Origin of the sequence: Flagellimonas flava (genome assembly GCF_050617915.1) — a bacterium.
Classification (GTDB): Bacteria; Bacteroidota; Bacteroidia; order Flavobacteriales; family Flavobacteriaceae; genus Flagellimonas; species Flagellimonas flava_A.
On the sequence record NZ_JBODQE010000004.1, the window covers coordinates 338045 to 354857 of the forward strand.

Annotated in this window: 12 protein-coding genes; 9 read left to right on the top strand and 3 right to left on the bottom strand. The window is 39.9% G+C overall.

Annotation, left to right across the window (positions count from 1 at the left end):
* Window positions 1-3 precede the first annotated feature (3 nt).
* The 3 genes from ACRHOZ_RS12800 to ACRHOZ_RS12810 are packed head-to-tail and all read left to right on the top strand — an operon-like array spanning window position 4 to window position 6061.
* Window positions 4-2868 (top strand): DNA methyltransferase, encoded by a 2865-nt coding sequence (locus ACRHOZ_RS12800; RefSeq protein ID WP_431126224.1) that lies wholly within the window; start codon window positions 4-6, stop codon window positions 2866-2868.
* Entirely contained in the window at window positions 2865-4784 is a 1920-nt protein-coding gene (locus tag ACRHOZ_RS12805) for an ATP-binding protein (RefSeq protein ID WP_431126226.1), read from the top strand. Before ACRHOZ_RS12800 ends, ACRHOZ_RS12805 begins: the two co-directional genes overlap by 4 nt.
* Window positions 4785-4795: 11 nt before the next feature.
* A complete protein-coding gene (locus ACRHOZ_RS12810) occupies window positions 4796-6061 on the top strand; it encodes a DUF2130 domain-containing protein (RefSeq protein ID WP_431126228.1) in 1266 nt (421 codons plus the stop codon).
* Window positions 6062-6371: 310 nt separating this feature from the next.
* On the opposite strand, the gene ACRHOZ_RS12815 is transcribed toward ACRHOZ_RS12810, so the two are convergent.
* Both ACRHOZ_RS12815 and ACRHOZ_RS12820 read right to left on the bottom strand, forming a co-directional pair.
* Window positions 6372-7121: a LytR/AlgR family response regulator transcription factor gene (locus tag ACRHOZ_RS12815; protein ID WP_431126230.1), complete on the bottom strand. Its 750-nt coding sequence runs from the start codon at window positions 7119-7121 to the stop codon at window positions 6372-6374.
* Window positions 7122-7124: 3 nt separating this feature from the next.
* Entirely contained in the window at window positions 7125-8921 is a 1797-nt protein-coding gene (locus ACRHOZ_RS12820; protein ID WP_431126233.1) for a tetratricopeptide repeat-containing sensor histidine kinase, read from the bottom strand.
* A 196-nt stretch (window positions 8922-9117) separates the two neighbouring features.
* On the opposite strand from ACRHOZ_RS12820, the gene ACRHOZ_RS12825 reads away from it, so the two are divergent.
* The 6 genes from ACRHOZ_RS12825 to ACRHOZ_RS12850 are packed head-to-tail and all read left to right on the top strand — an operon-like array spanning window position 9118 to window position 15198.
* Entirely contained in the window at window positions 9118-9657 is a 540-nt protein-coding gene (locus ACRHOZ_RS12825) for a hypothetical protein (protein WP_431126235.1), read from the top strand.
* 15 nt (window positions 9658-9672) lie between these two features.
* Window positions 9673-10662, top strand: a complete 990-nt coding sequence (locus ACRHOZ_RS12830; protein WP_431126237.1) for a hypothetical protein — start codon at window positions 9673-9675, stop codon at window positions 10660-10662.
* Window positions 10663-10664: 2 nt separating this feature from the next.
* Window positions 10665-11708, top strand: coding sequence for a hypothetical protein (locus tag ACRHOZ_RS12835; protein WP_431126239.1), 1044 nt, complete (start codon window positions 10665-10667; stop codon window positions 11706-11708).
* Window position 11709: 1 nt separating this feature from the next.
* Entirely contained in the window at window positions 11710-12924 is a 1215-nt protein-coding gene (locus ACRHOZ_RS12840) for a hypothetical protein (protein WP_431126241.1), read from the top strand.
* Window positions 12925-12928: 4 nt separating this feature from the next.
* On the top strand, window positions 12929-14173 hold the full coding sequence (locus tag ACRHOZ_RS12845) for a hypothetical protein (RefSeq protein WP_431126242.1): 1245 nt from the start codon (window positions 12929-12931) through the stop codon (window positions 14171-14173).
* Between the two features lie 32 nt (window positions 14174-14205).
* Window positions 14206-15198 carry a hypothetical protein gene (locus tag ACRHOZ_RS12850; RefSeq protein ID WP_431126244.1) on the top strand — a complete coding sequence of 331 codons (993 nt, stop codon included), beginning with the start codon at window positions 14206-14208 and terminating at the stop codon, window positions 15196-15198.
* A 101-nt stretch (window positions 15199-15299) separates the two neighbouring features.
* Here ACRHOZ_RS12850 and ACRHOZ_RS12855 read toward each other — a convergent pair whose 3' ends face one another.
* On the bottom strand, window positions 15300-16511 hold the full coding sequence (locus ACRHOZ_RS12855; RefSeq protein WP_431126246.1) for a site-specific integrase: 1212 nt from the start codon (window positions 16509-16511) through the stop codon (window positions 15300-15302).
* Between the last annotated feature and the right edge of the window lie 302 nt (window positions 16512-16813).

Here is a 16813-nt window from a genome sequence, read left to right on the forward strand (position 1 = left end):
CTTATGACCGACCAAATAAATGATTTTGTCCAATATGCATCGAGACTTGATGGCGATGAAAAGGGAGAGGCGCAAGTCTTTTGCGATAGGCTATTTCAAGCCTTTGGTCATGACGGATATAAAGAAGCCGGGGCCACGCTAGAATTTAGGGTAAAATCAAAAAAGAAAACCAACTTCGCTGACCTGCTTTGGGGTGAAAGGGTACTCATTGAAATGAAGAAAAAAGGCGCACAGCTACCGAGTCACCGTACCCAGATTTTTGATTATTGGTGGAAGCTAAGACCAAACCAACCTAAGTATTCCATCCTCTGCAATTTCGATGAATTTATCATTTATGATTTTGCCCTTCAAGATGAACCCCTTGACCGCATAAGACTTGAAGAGCTTGCCGACCGATATACGGCCTTCAATTTCATGTTGCCAAAAGCAACAACCCCTATCTTCGAAAACAACCTAGAGGAAGCCACGAGGGAAACCGCTGATTCGGTTGCAAAGGTTTTCAACTCAATCCTTGAACGTGGTGTTGAAAGGGAGAGGGCACAACGGTTTATACTACAATCGGTATTCACCATGTTCGCGGAAGACTACCAATTGCTTCCCAAGGACATATTTACCAAGATTTTGCTCGATAGCCACCAAGGGAGAGGAAACCCTTATGATTTGATAGGTGGTCTTTTCAATCAAATGAATAGCAGAGAGCCTGCAAGGGGTGGCAGGTTCAAAGAGGTGCCTTACTTCAACGGCGGTTTGTTTGCCGCGCCTGAACCTATTGAATTGACCGATGCAGAAGTCAAGATGCTATTGAATGCTTCCAGTAAGCTATGGAACAAGGTCAACCCTGCCATTTTTGGAACCATTTTCCAGAGCAGCATGGGCGAAAAGGCTAGACATGCTTTTGGAGCACATTTTACCACCGAATTGGATATTCTAAAAATTGTCCATCCCACTATTATTCAACCATGGCGTGAAAAAATAACTAAAGCCAGAACCTTAAAGGACATGAAGCAGCTTCGACGGGAATTGGCTGTATTCAAGGTTCTTGATCCAGCTTGTGGGAGTGGTAATTTTCTCTACGTGGCTTTTCGAGAGTTAAAACGTATTGAAATGGAACTTCTCAACAAGATACATACTGAATTTCCTAAAAGCGCGGCTGAAATTGGCACACAATCCATAGTAAGTATCAAGCAGTTTCATGGCATGGATTATAATCAGTTTGCTGTGGAATTGGCAAAGGTCACCCTAATGTTGGCCAAAGAAATTGCTATTAAAGAGACAAGGGATTGGGTAGATACTATTCAAACGGGTATCCCTTTTATAATGGAAGATACTTTGCCGCTGGATAATATGGACAAGAACATACTCTTTGCGGATGCCTTATTTACAGAATGGATTGAAGCCGATGTGATAATTGGCAACCCACCTTATCAGAGCAAGAATAAGATGCAAGAGGAATATGGGATAGAATACCTTAATAAACTTTGGAATGCCTACCCCGATGTGCCTGGAAGGGCTGATTACTGTGTGTATTGGTTTTACAAGGCACACCAAAATATTAAAAAGGGTGGATTTGCAGGTTTGGTAGGCACAAACACTATACGGGAAAATTATAGTCGCGAAGGAAGCTTGGATTATATTTTGGACAATGGTGGAACAATATTTAATGCCATTTCATCCCAACCATGGTCTGGTGACGCAGCAGTTAGTGTGTCAATTGTGAATTGGACAAAAGGTAAATACAATAAAGCCAAATTCCTTTATATCGCGAACAGAAATGGTGAGTTTGATGAATTTAAGTTAGACGAAATCAACAGCAGTTTAAAGGTTAGCACAGATGTTTCAAAGGCGAAAATTTTGAAATGCAACAAGCAGCCAAAATCTGTATTCCAAGGACAAACCCATGGTCATAAAGGTTTCTTACTTTCCATAGAAGAAGGCCAAGATTTGATTCGCAGGAATAATAAAAATTCTGATGTTGTAAAACCTTTTCTCATTGGGGATGTGCTTGTATCACAGATAAATAGCCAGCCCGACCGCTATGTTATAGATTTTACCAGTATGGACATTATGGAAGCAGCCAGCTATCAAGAGCCTTACGAGGTACTAAAGCAAAGTGTTTTACCAGATAGAGAAAAGAAAGCCTTGAATCAAGAAGCAAAGAACAAAGCTGCGCTTGAAAAAAATCCAAATACCAAAGTAAATAAACATCATATTAACTTTTATAAGAATTGGTGGAAGCTGTCTTACGGAAGAGAGGATATGCTGGAGGCAATTTCAGAGTTGCAAAGAGTGATAGTTGTCCCAAGAGTTAGCAAAAGACCAACATTCGAATTTTGTTCAACAGAAATTAGTCCAAACGATGCCCTGATGGTTTTTGCTTTTGAGGATGACTATATGTTCGGTATAGTACAGTCCTCGATTCATTGGGAATGGTGGAAGGCCAAGTGTTCTACATTGGAAGAAAGATTAAGATACACAACAAACACAGTTTGGGATACCTTTCCATTTCCACAAACCCCCAGGTTAGCGGATGTAAAGAAAGTAGCCGTTGCTGCAAAAGAGTTGCGAGACAAACGCAACGAAATAATAAACAAACACAATTACACCCTTCGTGACATCTATCGAATATTAGAGGAACCAGGAGCCAATCCATTAAAGGACGCTCACCGAAAACTGGACGACGCAGTTTTAAACGCCTATGGCTTCAGCAAAAGAAAAGACTTGCTTACTCAATTGCTGCAACTCAATTTCGAAGTTGCTGATACAATTGAAAAGGGTGAAGAGGTTCAAGGTCCGGGTTTACCAAATTGCGTGAAAAGTAAAAAGGAGTTTGTCAGTGATGATTGTGTGAAAATAGAGTTGAACAAATGAAATTAAAGAAACTAAGACTAAAGAACTTCCGATGTTACTCGCATGAGACGGAAATTGATATTTCTGACTTAAATGTAATCATCGGAAAAAATGATGTGGGAAAATCATCAATACTAGAGGCCTTAGATATTTTTTTTAACGGGAAACCAGATAAAAATGACCTTTCGGTGGTCAATGACAACTCACAGATTGAAATTACCTGTGTATTTAATGATTTGCCAGAAACCTTAATCCTTGATGATTCAGTAGAAACCTCATTACAAGACGAATTTTTGCTGAATGCAGAAGGTGACTTGGAAATCAAAAAAAAATTTCCAGTATCAAGAACTGGAAGTATTTCAGAAGAAGCAGTAATCATTTGTGAACATCCCAACAATGAGAACCTCGCTGATTTACTTGCTAAAAAGCGCACTACTTTAAAACTCCTATTCGACGAGTTGGGAATAAACTCTGAAGGAATTGACCAACGAAAAAGTAAAGAACTAAGAAGGGCAATCAGAAATCATTATTATCCTGATCAAGAAATTCAGGCCACCAATACTGAAATCAAAATTGATGGGCGATTGGACAATGAGGATAATAGAAAAAAAATATGGACTGGGTTAAAGAAATATCTCCCCATTTATTCACTGTTTTTTGTAGATAAACCACTTAATGACCAAGATTCCGATATTCAGGACCCGATGAAAGAAATCGTCAAGGAAGTTCTGAAAAGAGATGCTATTTCTCCTTTATTGGAACAACTAAAGGATGCCGTCCAAAAAGCTTCAACCACAATGGCCGATGAGACTATTGAAAAGCTGAACGAGTTAGATTCCAAATTGGCAGAGACTTTACGCTCAAATTTTCCAAAGGAGCCGTCATGGAGTACGATATTCAAATTGACTTTGGAGGATGATAGGGGAGTTCCATTGAATAAAAGAGGAAGTGGAATGAGACGCTTGGTTCTGCTCAGTTTTTTCCGAGCACAAGTTGAAAACAGAAGAACATCTAATGCTCCAAATATCATTTATGCACTGGAGGAACCAGAAACCTCTCAACATCCCGACTTTCAATTAATGATTGTAAATGCGCTTAAAGAGCTGGCAGAGACAAATAATGCACAAGTTCTCTTTACCACCCATAATTCAAATCTAGCAAAAGAAATACCAAAAGAAGCATTGAGGTACGCATTTACTGATAATGGAGGAATTCATGTCGAAAATGGGACAAACCCAGATGGTACTGACAATGCTGACATAATTGATCGGATAATCGAAACGCTTGGTGCTTTGCCAGACCCAAAAAACAAAGTCAAGGTTTTGGTATTCGTTGAGGGAGAAAATGACGTAAATGGTTTAATCAATTACTCGAAGTTGCTACATATTGACGATGATAGGATTATCAATCTTGAAAACAATGAGGCCGTTACTTTTATTCCTACGGGTGGGTCCCAATTAAAATATTATATCGAAAAAAAATACTTGGATGGTCTGTTGCAAGCCCAAGTTCATATCTATGACTCGGACAAACAGCAATATATAGATAGTATTGCGGCTCTCAATGCAGAAGGTAATCCAAAAAAGGCCGGCTTTAACACTGTAAAACCAGAACTGGAGAATTATCTACATCATGATGCAATCAACGAATGTTATCGAGAACAGAATATCGAGATTAGTCTAACGCAAATTTTGGATACCGAGGATGTACCCGAAAGAGTGGCAATCGCTGTACATTCAGCCTCAGGAGGTGATTGGACGGCAATAAATCCTGACCCCGTTAAAAATCTAGAAAAACAGAAAAAGAAAATATCAAGAGTAAAACGCCAACTAAACATGGCGGCAATTGAAAAAATGAACATTGCAAGGTTGCGTAGCAGAGGTGGTTATGACGAAATAAAAAGCTGGCTTGACAAGATTAACGAATACATTGATTAAAGAGCGTAGATATGAGCGAATCAACTCAAATAAAATGCCCCAATTGCGGAACCTCCATTGATGTTCAAGATATTTTGGCGCATCAACTGGAAGACGAAATCAAGCAAAAATATCAAGCCCAGCTAGTTGATGAAAAAAAGAAGTACGAAGCGGAGCAAGAAAAACTTGACAAGGCAAAACAAGAATTCGAGGAAAAGAGAAAACAACAAAATGAGCTGTTTCAGGAACGTTTGGAAAAGCAGCTAAAAGAAGACCGAAAGGTTCTTGAGGAAAAACTTAAGGCCAAGCTTACGGAAGAACAGTCCGAGCAATTTCAGGCTTTACAGAAAGAACTCAATGAAAAATCAGAACAAGTTAAAGAACTGAACCGTTCCAAAGCTGAAATTGAAAAGCTGAAGCGTGAAAAATCTGAATTGAAAGAAGCTGCAGAAGCCGAAGCACAAAAGAAGCTAAATGAGGTATTACTTGCTGAGCGTGAAAAAATCCGAAAATCAGAAGAAGAAAAAAATGAGTTGAAATTTCGAGAACTCCAAAAACAGTTGGAAGATCAAAAAAATCTGACTGAGGAGATGAAGCGGAAACAGGAACAGGGATCCATGCAGCTTCAAGGTGAAGTACAGGAATTGGCAATCGAAGAATGGCTTGCTACTCAGTTTCCGTTGGATAGCATCGATGAAGTAAAAAAAGGAGCACGTGGTGCCGATTGCATTCAAGTGGTAAATACACGGAGCCGTCAAAATTGTGGGAAAATATATTATGAAAGCAAACGAACAAAAGATTTCCATACTAGTTGGATAGAAAAGTTTAAGGCAGATATGCGGGAACGTGATGCTGATATTGGCGTACTTGTTACTGAAGTGATGCCCTCTGGTCTAGACAGAATGGGAATGATGGAAGGTGTTTGGATTTGTACCTATCAAGAATTTAAGGGTCTTTCAGCTGTTTTACGTGAATCAATAATCCAATTGAGCCTGGCTGTGGCCACACAAGAAAATAAGGGTGATAAAATGGGCATGTTATATGACTTTCTGACCAGTACCACTTTTCGGATGCAAATAGAGGCCATTGTGGAAGGCTTTTCTCAAATGAAATCAGACTTGGAAAGCGAAAAACGCTCGATGCAACGCATTTGGAAACAACGGGAGCGTCAAATTGAAAAGGTCATTACCAACACCATTGATATGTATGGTTCAATAAAAGGTATTGCTGGTAATGCCATACAATCCGTAAAAGCATTGGAACTGGGTAATGGTGAGGATGATTTTGATGACGATTAGCTTTGTTCTCTTTAGTATTTTTTTGAGTTAATTACCAATTTTTGGGTATAAACTCGAATTTTTACTAATTGATTTTTGATTACCTCCTAGATAATTTATAGAGCTCAAATGGTATCAAAAAAGGTGAATTTACGGAACTACTAAAAAAGAAGGCAAATGGGACTGGTAATGATTTAAAGGAGTACACAATCTCTCGGTGCCGAAAATTGGCGGTTTTTTAAAACAGAATCGGTTTAAAAAAGAATGCTATATCTGAGTGAATATATCCTAGCGTTCATTTTAAAAAGTCTGGATGGATTTGTGATTGCCCTTACATAGAATTCAGTTTTTGCAATAAAGCTTCTTTCCTTCGAACGGCCACCTCCAATTTTGAGCCGTCCGATAAGGCAACATAACCGCCCTTTCCCTTAAGATAAGAAGTAATGTATGCCGTGTTAACCAGATGTGATTTATGTATCCTGAAAAATTGTTCGGAGTCAAGTATTTCCTCAAAGTATTTTAGGGTTTTGGGTGTGGTTATCTTAGTGTTTGGCTCAATAAAAATGTGGGTGTAGTTTACATCGGACTGTAAACGTACAATCTTATCGACATCTACCATGAGCAGACCTTCCATAGTGGGGATGGCAAGTCTTTTGGACTGCCCGACCTCTTTCTTAAAATTGTGGAAAAGCGTTTCTATTTTTTGGGAAGCATCCTTTAGCCCTTTTTGTTCCAATACTCTTTTTACAGCCTGGTTCAAGTCGTTTTCATCAATGGGTTTTAAAAGATAATCCAAAGCCGAAAATTTAAAGGCCTGTATCGCATAGTTGTCAAAAGCCGTTGTAAAGATTACTTCAAAATCGATATTTTTTAATTGGGACAACAAATCAAAGCCTGTTTTGTCATGTAACTGAATATCCAAAAAAACGATATCTGGTTTTAGGAGTTCGATTTCCTTCTTTCCCTCAACAACAGAGGTACAACTCTTAGCAACCAAAACGCTCTCTGAATGGCTGTCAAGAAGCATCTGCAACCTATCGATGCAATGCTGCTCATCATCTATAATCAAGGCTTTCATCATCTTTTAGTTAAATTGAAGTTCAAAGGGAATCATCATCTCCACACGAAATCCCTCGGCAACATTCAACAAATCTATCTTGCCCTTGGTTTTTTCAAGAGTATTGATAATCTCCAAACGGTTACGGGTAATCTTGACCCCCATGGAGCTTTTGCCATCTTGGGTTGGCAATGTCTTAGCGCGGCCAACCCCATTGTCCTCCACCACACAATGGATCAACCCATCGACCTCCTTCATGGTAATGTTTATATGCCCCCCATCTGGTTTTTTGGCCAAACCATGCCAAATGCTGTTTTCGATAAAAGGTTGCAAGATCAAGGGTGGAATGAGCGTGTCTTCAACGTCAATAGCATCATCTATTTCGATGGTATACGATAGCTTATTCTTTAACCGAAGGGACTCAATTTGCATATACAGTTCCATCAGTTCCAGATCTTCCTGCACGCTGATCCATTTCTTTTCGGAGTTTTCCAGAATCGCCCGGGTGAGTTTTGAGAATTTTATCAAGTAATCATTGGCTTTTTTGGTATCGTTCTTGGCGATAAAGTCGCTTATAGAGTTTAGGGAGTTAAAAATAAAATGTGGATTCATTTGTGAGCGTAAGGCCTTCAGCTCCGTTTCTGCCACTTTTGCCTTGAAATCAGATATCTTTTTCTTTTCGATTTCATCGCGCCTACGCTTGTAGAACATGTATCCTACAATGCCCAAAATGACCAAAAAGATTGCTCCAATTAGATACCCATTCTTTGTGAGTTGCTGGCGTTCAAGCTCCAAAGCTGCCGCGGCTTGTTGGTTTTCCATTTCAAACTGCATCTCCTTTCGGGCAAGCTCTGCCTTTTTTTCCTCATTGAGCACACTATCCCTGTAAACAATGTGTTTTTTATAGGCATCAAGGGCATCGGAGGTGTTTTTTTGATTTTCATAGACAGTGCTCAATACCTCCCATGAATCGGCTTGCCATTCTATGTTGCCTATTTCTTGTGAAAGTGATAGTGCTTCTTTACCTGCTTCTTCGGCGGCACCATAATTTTCTAAAAGAATGTTTACCTTACCGATACTGTTCAAAGCAGAGGCCAATACATATTTGTTGTCGATATTCTTTGCGATTTTTGCGGTTTCCTGATAGTACTCCAAAGATTTCTGGTAGTCTTCCAGACCCTTGTAACCCAAGGCCAGATTGTTGATGATGGCTGCCTGAAAGAACTCGTTACCCTCCTGTTTCGCCAGCACCAAAGCTTTTTCCAGATAGGGCAGCCCTTCTTGATAATTTTCAAGGTCATTGTACACGATTGCGATATTCGACAACCCCCTTATCTGGTTGGGTATGTTGTTAGATGCTTCGGCATGGGCCAAAAAATCCTTATACTTATCCAATGCCCTGTCATATTCCTTTAGATCTGCATGTATGTGCCCGATATTACTGTTCAAGGTTGAGCTGAGTTCATCATCACCCATAACTGTTGATAATCTGAGTGCTTTTTGAAAATGGTCCAATGCCCTTAGGTTATCTGCCTGTACATAATACAGATTTCCTTTTTGTCCTAGGGCCAGGGCTTCTCCCTTAATCCAATTAGTCTCTTGGGATATGGCCAATGCTTCATCCACATAAGTAAATCCTGCTTCGGGGTTGCTATAGGTCAGTTCTCCTGAAGCATTTATCAATGTTTTTATGCGCAAAGTATCCCTAGACGTATGTTCTGCAAGCTCATTTTTTAAGGAATCAAGTGTGGTTTGTGCATTGCCTACCACTATGGTAAGGAGAAGCGAGTGGAAAAGGAAATATCGTTTAAGTCGGTATGGCATGGCTGGCACTGGAAAATATCAAATTTAACATTTAAAAAACTGAAATTGAAAGAATTCCATCCGTATTTAAGAACTACGAAAAATGTATAATTTGTTACGTTCAGACAAGAATTGGCTACGGTAAATAATTGGCGGTGGGCTGATGGTCATATTATGACTAGATTAATAAATTAATCGATAGCAATTTCAGGCCACCATGAAGATCAATCAAATATTATCAATGCTGTTTCTATTGTTATTTGGTATCTGTTGCAGTTCAAATGACGATGTGGAAACGGACGAAAACCAAGAAAACACTGTACAGGGCACCATACGTTTGACCGGTGATGAGACTTCTGAATTTGGCACATCACTTGCCGTGGGCAATATTGAAGTGGCCAATACTGTTTTGACCGGTACCGACAAATCAGTGGTATTGCTTTCGGAAAACATAACGGTAGAGAACAATGAACTGGTCTTTGACGAGAGTGACCTAAACGGTTTTGTAATCGTGGCTGCCGACTTCACAACGGGCGGATCGCCCGATATCGAAAAGACCATCTCCATGAATATCACTTCGGATGGTGAGGAATTTCTCTACGCTTGTTCTTCCCCTTTTCGTAATTTCTTTATCGCTTGTGGGGAAGGGTACCAAGTGGATTTCGAGGCCAAGACCGTGACCTTTGAAGGTACAACGGTCATCAACACCGAAAATGATATTGTATTGACCATGGATGGGGTCATTACTTGGAATTAGAAAACAGTTCAGAAAATGAGAAAAAAATATAGTTTCCTCCTTATAGTACTTTTGGTTACTCTTACCAATGCCCAGACCGCCGGTGAAGAAGAACTTATGGTTTATAGATCCCCCTCCGTAAAGTTTCACGACATCACTATACAGAAACATCAAGGTTTGCCACGATTTGGGGTGTTCGACAATTATTTGCCAGCAGGACAAAAACCGACCCGAAGTGTCTTTACCCCTGAGATACGGAAAAAACAGGCATTGACACAAAAAGGGCTCAAAAACTACTCCTTAATGGTTTCACTTAAATATGTCAAACCCTTGATGAAGGATTTGGATAAGGATAGATTGACAATGCCATCTGGAAATACCGATGATACACGACGAAACTCAATCTTTTTGCAAAATTTCTTACTACGTCAGGTCGCACCCAGTATCTGTGTTACCGATGACTGTCAAAATGCAGGGCAAGGAAGCAATGAATTTGAACGGTTGAGAAATTACAAAGCATTTGTTGATAATTGTCTGGGGCCACTTCAAAAATGGAGTACCTCTTTTATGGAGAATGACGAACTCACCGCCTACCATGTATCCCAATTGGCTATTGGGAACAGCTATGATTTTGACCGGAAAGGGTATTGGACCTACCATTATTTTTCATTGAACGATATATTTCCGCACAAAATGGCAGGCGGATTTAAAAAAATCTCTTTTGAACCTGTGGCTACCTATGAGAACAATTTAAAAAACAAGCTCGATAGAAGGGCAGGTCTCCAATTTTTACTGCAACTGGATGAGAAAGCCGCGGAGCGTTTTCAGGTAAACCGGGTCTACAGTTTGTACTTGGTCAAAAAGATAAGGTTGAAACATTTGGACAAAGAATTGATCAATGCGTCCCAACCGTTGGAATTCATCTATTCGCATGAGAGCCCGAAGGTCATGGTGTATGAAGATGCGGGATTGACAAAATTGGTCACTGAACTGTCGCTTGAAAACCTAATCTTCAAAACTAATTGACTATGACCAAGATTACAGCGGTACTATTCTCATTTTTTTTCGTGATTCTGAACGGTCAAGATATATCAAACAATGTAACTACCATTATATATGACCCTCCGAATGCATCTTTTGTTCCGCTAGCATTACAAACCCACAAAGGCAAACTCCGCTTTGGGGAACAAGATCAACATTACGTAAAGTCTGATGGCACATATTTTAAGCCAAATGACAACGACTACGAAGAGATAAGCAAAAGGTCAAGTCATAACCTGATGAGCCAATACGCATTCAGGCAGCTGTTGAAGATTAGGTATCAGCAAGAAATTTTTGACGCGATGGACAAACAATTGTTCACCGAGCGCAAAAACAATATGTATGACAAAGAACTGAAATCGCTCACTGCCCAAGAACAGTTGCTCGTACTCGTCAATGTGCTGCTTACCAAAAAGGAACAAAGCCGATTGTTCTGTAATGAAAAACAAGAAGATTGCCCGGCCCGATTTAGAGATGATGGCTATTATAGAGCCTATAATGATATCATTCCATGGGGTGGCAAGGGAGCCACAGAATTCCAACAACTGCGGGCCTTCAAAACGGCCGCCGATGAATTTTTTCCAAAAATGCAAGAATGGGGCAATTCCCTACATCCTGATAACGAAATTGACGGTTACTATGTGGGCAAGGCCCGATTGGGCACCTACGATTTTAAAGATGCTGGCTATTGGTTGGATACCAACCAGTTTTACAACCAAGGATATCTCCTGCAATGGAACGATTTTCAGCCAAAGAGTACATCAGAGCGGAAACTGAAACACCCCAATGGCTCGCAACTGCTTTTTGGACTTACCCCCGAAAAAGCGGAGGCATTCTCAGAAAAATATGAAGCTCTTTATCTTGTCTTTGAGGTAAATGTGGCCCTAGATGGTATCGAGAACTATCGAATGAACCAGTTAAAAACGCTTTTCACCTTGGTCAGCCCGACAATTTCATTATATGTGGATGACGGCCTAACGAAGAAGGTCGGCGAGCTTGACTTAGACAGTGTGACCATAAAAACAAGATAAGATGGAGAAGAGAAAATTTACGAATCTGCTATTTGCGAGCTTCTTTTTTATAGGCGTTTTTCAAAACATACAGGCCCAATTTTTCAAAAAGCTGAAGCAAAGTGTTGAAAACCGAATTGCTGAAAAAGCCGACAAAGAAATCGATGGGATGTTCAAATACAATCACACGGAAAAGCCCAAAAAAGAAAACGAAACCGTTCATATAAACGGGCAGCAAGAGAATACCTCCATTGCTCCAAAGAAACCTGCCGAAGAAGTTGCACAGTCAAGCGACACCGATGTGATCACCTATAAGGCTCCCTCGGCAGATTTTGTTGACATCATCATACAATCTCACAAGGGACTGCCAAGATATGGCGACCTTCATTACAGGCTCGGGGTAACGACACCAGTAAACAATGAAGGATACAAGAAATTGGTGGAGCTCAAATTTTTAAGGGAAACCTACGATGATATGAACCTTGCAAAGTTGACTTCCTATGAAGAAAAAAGTTCGGGCGATCAAAGGCAAGGGAATTCCTATTTTGCACAAAGCCATTTGAAGAATCTTGCCGGGCAGGTCTGTTCCGAAGAAGTGCTGAAAACCTATTTCTGTGATGAGACAGCAAATGCGTCCAATACAAACACAAAGAGCAAATACCAGTCCTCGAGACAAATTCCGTGTGAATTCTCCGATTCGTATAAAATAAGAAAAGTTCCTTCACATTGGGGCGGTAGTCGAAACAACGAATTTCAGCAACAAAGAAGCTATAAGGGTTTTTCAGAAAAATATTTAAGAACCCTACAATCTTGGGCCGATACCTTTTTTGGAAACGGTGAGCAGGTGGCCTATCTCGTCAACACCACCAACATCAACGGTAAATACGATTTCAAGAACAAGGGTTTTTGGCTTACGGGTCTGATTCGGTCAAGTGGCTTTATGCTACATCCATCAAATTTTTTGGCCTACTCTGAAAATGAAAAGAAAATCAAAAATAGCCATCAACAATTCTTTTTTTCCATAGACCCCCAAAAAGCAAAAGAATTCAATCTTCAAGAAAGGGTGCCCTTAAATTGTGTGTTCAAGGTGAAGGTATTTCCAAAAGTGGTAAACCATACCCAAGTTCAATTTGACTTTGAACTGGTAGATCCAATCATTGAAATCTACAGTAAGAATGAGGCATTGACAGAGAAACTAGGGGAAATCGACATCGAAAACCTCCAATCAAAACAATAAACCCATGGTAAAAAGAAATTTTGTGATCATCGCTTCCATTTTCGTGTATTGGATAAACCCTATGGAGGTGCACGGACAGTTCTTCAAAAAGCTGAAAAAACAGGCCGAGGAAAAAGCGTTGAACAGGGCCGATGAACTACTGTCAAAAGAGAAAAGTACGGGTCAAAAAGGGAAAGTGGAAAAACCCTCACCCAGCAAGAACGAAACAGTATCGAACAAAAAAAATCAAGAAACGAAAACTACGCAGACGGTACTCGACGATTCGGATATCTTAATCTATAAATCTCCAAATCCCGCATTCAAAGACGTTGTGATACAGCAATTCAAAGGCCTGCCCAGGTTTGGATCTTGTGACTACTATGAAAAATCACATAAAATCGTGGCATCCCAACCCGAATTGGCCAAGGCAATGAACGAAAAGCGGGAAAAATTGAAAATCGGTTACCTTGGCTTTCTGAAATTGGCAAAAATCAATCTTTTGGGAGACTTGTTCAAATCGATGGATAAAACCGCCCTTACCTTGGAAAATCGGAATCTGCTTGAGGAAGAAGTAAAATCGAGAAAAGCACAAGAATTACTGCTTGATTTTGCTTTTTGGATGGGCACGAACGAAACAAAATTGAAGTATTTCTGCGATAATCCATCCGATTCGGGCCGTTGCGGTTTTGCAAGGAAATGGGGCGGTCAAAGGGCCGATGATTTCACCGAAAATGAAAAGTATGTAGAATTTGTTGAAACGTATTTGGATGACATTCTTGCGTGGAGCCGTGATTTCTTCAAAGATGGCCATCAAACCGTATATCTGGTACACCATCTAAGGGATTTGAGTACTTATGATTTTGACAAAAATGGTTTTTGGGTATCACTGCCCCATAAAATGCGGAATAACTTCCATTTGGATTACAATAACACAGGTGATGGTTATTTCCAAGAGTTTGTCCCGGAAAACGGATACGGCCAGCAAATGCTCAACAAGACCAATCAGGTCGAGTATATCGACGGAAAAGTGCTTTTTAAGATTGAACCGGGAGAGGCAGAGACATTACTGAACAACAAAGAGAAAAAAATTCAGGCCGTCTCCAAAGTGAGCATTGTGTTCAAAGGATTGGACGAGGCCAATAGACTTCTATTCTTCCCCACGTTCAGTTATCATTTCGTTGAGCCTATGGTAGAAATCTATGAAGACGTGCAACTGACGAAAAAAATTGGAAGTTTGGATATGCGACAACTGACCTATAAAGAAAATTGAGTATATAGAAGGTGACAAAACATAATATTAATATGGGTATTAAAAGTGTTCTTTTTGGAGGTTTGATGATATTCTCATTGACTTCTTCAGTTCAGGATGTTGAAAAAGTTTCAGCAGATATGAACGACCAAACTCTGGAGTTGAATACTGAGGGGCTGTACTATGCAGAATTCTTTGATTACATCTTTAGGGGCCATTTTGAGAATATTGAAATGACGAGGGAAGAACTACAATTCTCGATGATTTTTGAACAGTACCTTAGGGCATTTGGCAGTCAGTGCCCAGATGTATTACCCGATGACAAAGTAGAAATCATGGAAGATGTGTGTGCCATGGAAGAGGTAACGACGAACGGGTATGGAATCGAGACCAGCAGAATCTGTGTGCAGTGGAGAACGGTAGGCACGGGCCTTTATGCGCGTCCCGAGCTTTACAGTGCCAAACTGGCCGTAGAGCGGCTTCAAAGTGCCGAAGCGCTTCGTACAACAATCAACATGATTACCGACCCAAACGCCATGGGCAATTCCATTGATATGGTACACAAGGCCAAGGGCCTTAAAAACGATATGGCGCAGATTTTTGGTCTCAATCCTTGCAGTGGAGCAGCAATCCGCCGTTTTGAAGAAAATCTAAGATTGTTCGCCTTGGGCAAGCCTTCCATTCGCATGAAGGAACCCAGCAAGTATGCTGAAATGAAAAAATCCGGAGGGCCTTCAGGGGAGCAAAACTTTGATAAATTGATTGATGATCTGGTATCAGACCAAGCAAAGACTTGGGCCTTCAATCGATATATTTCTGGTAGCATATCAAATATTAAAAAATATGCCAATTCTAAAGGGGTGCCAAGTGAATTGATTGCAAATTACTCATACAAAGGTTTTAGTGGCAGTAGTGCAGGTTCGGTGCGGATTACCTTTGATAATGGCCTGCCCAAGTGTATCTATTTTTTTGATTTTCCCAATAACTGTAAATCTCCCAACAGTGGAATTCTGGCCTCTTACGCCAAGGGTGATTATACAAAATAGTTTTACGCCAAGATATAGATTGAATGGCTGTTTGAGCATAATCATAGCTTTTACAGAGGTGTCGTTTATCCAACCTTTTTCGGCACAATGAAATTTCAGTTCTAATTAAGAAGCACTTCTACAGCATCATCCACAATTTCATTGCCCAATTCCTTTAGGTAGACTTGGGTAATCTTTATATCTGCATGCCCAAGTGATTCCCCGATAATGTCTGTAGCCACACCTTTTTGTTTAAGGCAATTAGCATAACTGTGCCTGGCCACATAGGAACTTAAAGCTTGATTGATACCGCAGAGTTTAGCAATTTCTTTTAGACCTTTGTTATATTGGGCAAGGGTTTTCTTTTTCCGGTGGTCTAACTGCAAAGGAGTCAAATCGTTGTATAAGAGAATTGGAAAAATATACTTGGTCCCTAGGGAGTATTCTCGATAATAATCTAAAATGGCTCTCAATGGGGGATTAATTTTTACAGAAAACGGGCGTTTTGTTTTATTACGGATATATCTAATTCGCTCTCCATGAATGTCGCTCCATTTCAGTTCAATCATATCCGCGAAGTTCATGCCCCTTGAGTAAAAACTGAACATGAAATAATTTCTATGATCGACCAGATGTGGATACTTGGTTAAATCAAGATTGTGAATCTTATTAATCTGTTCCAAATTCAAGGCTCTCTTGATGCCTTTCCCTTTTAGTCTTGATATTTTATAAACATGGAAGGGATGCTTTTCTACTTTGAAGATATTCCGTTCTAAGGCTTTATTGTACATAGCACGGATTGTTCGCATTTTTACACCTATTCCGCCATCCGTACCTCCCCGAGAACGCAAAAAGGCATCATACTTGTTTAAAAAAGTAGCATCAATCTCAGAAAAACGAAGACTTTTAAAACCAATGAATCGTTTGATTGAGTTGGAAGCATCGTGATAAAGCTTGGCGTTACCCATTCTGCCAGCGTCACGCATTTCCTGTATAATCTCGTCCCAAAACCGGAAAACATCTTGAGAAGCTGGATTGGTATCTACCCGAAAGTGTTTATCGAAATCATCAAGAGTAAAATCTTCTTTTTCAAGCTCCAGGTCATAATAGGTTTTTAAGGCTCTGTCTTTTATTTTCAGAAGGACTCTATTCTTTTGGATATAGTTCGCATTTTTTCCATTGAAAGAACCTGTATCTTCGTTCCACTCTTCCAAATTGGTATTCAAAGGAGTGCGGTAATATTTGGTTCTACGGTTTTTGGTTACCCTTAAAAAGATGGGAAATGAGCCATTGGCCAATGCTTTTTTTCTTAAAACGACTTTGATTGAAGACATACTTTTTTGGTTTTGGGTACAACATAGGTACAACAAATGGATACTTAAATGTAGTTCCAAGGAAGCTAAAAGAAAAGCGAAAAATCATAAAATACTGATTTTCAAAACAAAAGAAATCAAATGCAACCATTTGAAAATCAATATTTTGCGACTGTCACGCAGGGGGTCGCGGGTTCGAGTCCCGTCCAGACCGCTAGAAATTGTTCAAAATTATCCAAAAAGCCTGTAAATCAATGATTTACGGGCTTTTTAATTTTATATAATATCAAAAGTCACCATATAATATCATATAAAAGGTGACT

Excerpts from the sequence above, each read along its gene's own strand:
- ACRHOZ_RS12800 (WP_431126224.1), top strand. The coding sequence starts at position 4 with ATGACCGACCAAATAAATGATTTTGTCCAATATGCATCGAGACTTGAT.
- ACRHOZ_RS12805 (WP_431126226.1), top strand. The coding sequence starts at position 2,865 with ATGAAATTAAAGAAACTAAGACTAAAGAACTTCCGATGTTACTCGCAT.
- ACRHOZ_RS12810 (WP_431126228.1), top strand. The coding sequence starts at position 4,796 with ATGAGCGAATCAACTCAAATAAAATGCCCCAATTGCGGAACCTCCATT.
- ACRHOZ_RS12815 (WP_431126230.1), bottom strand. The coding sequence starts at position 7,121 with ATGATGAAAGCCTTGATTATAGATGATGAGCAGCATTGCATCGATAGG.
- ACRHOZ_RS12820 (WP_431126233.1), bottom strand. The coding sequence starts at position 8,921 with ATGCCATACCGACTTAAACGATATTTCCTTTTCCACTCGCTTCTCCTT.
- ACRHOZ_RS12825 (WP_431126235.1), top strand. The coding sequence starts at position 9,118 with ATGAAGATCAATCAAATATTATCAATGCTGTTTCTATTGTTATTTGGT.
- ACRHOZ_RS12830 (WP_431126237.1), top strand. The coding sequence starts at position 9,673 with ATGAGAAAAAAATATAGTTTCCTCCTTATAGTACTTTTGGTTACTCTT.
- ACRHOZ_RS12835 (WP_431126239.1), top strand. The coding sequence starts at position 10,665 with ATGACCAAGATTACAGCGGTACTATTCTCATTTTTTTTCGTGATTCTG.
- ACRHOZ_RS12840 (WP_431126241.1), top strand. The coding sequence starts at position 11,710 with ATGGAGAAGAGAAAATTTACGAATCTGCTATTTGCGAGCTTCTTTTTT.
- ACRHOZ_RS12845 (WP_431126242.1), top strand. The coding sequence starts at position 12,929 with ATGGTAAAAAGAAATTTTGTGATCATCGCTTCCATTTTCGTGTATTGG.
- ACRHOZ_RS12850 (WP_431126244.1), top strand. The coding sequence starts at position 14,206 with ATGGGTATTAAAAGTGTTCTTTTTGGAGGTTTGATGATATTCTCATTG.
- ACRHOZ_RS12855 (WP_431126246.1), bottom strand. The coding sequence starts at position 16,511 with ATGTCTTCAATCAAAGTCGTTTTAAGAAAAAAAGCATTGGCCAATGGC.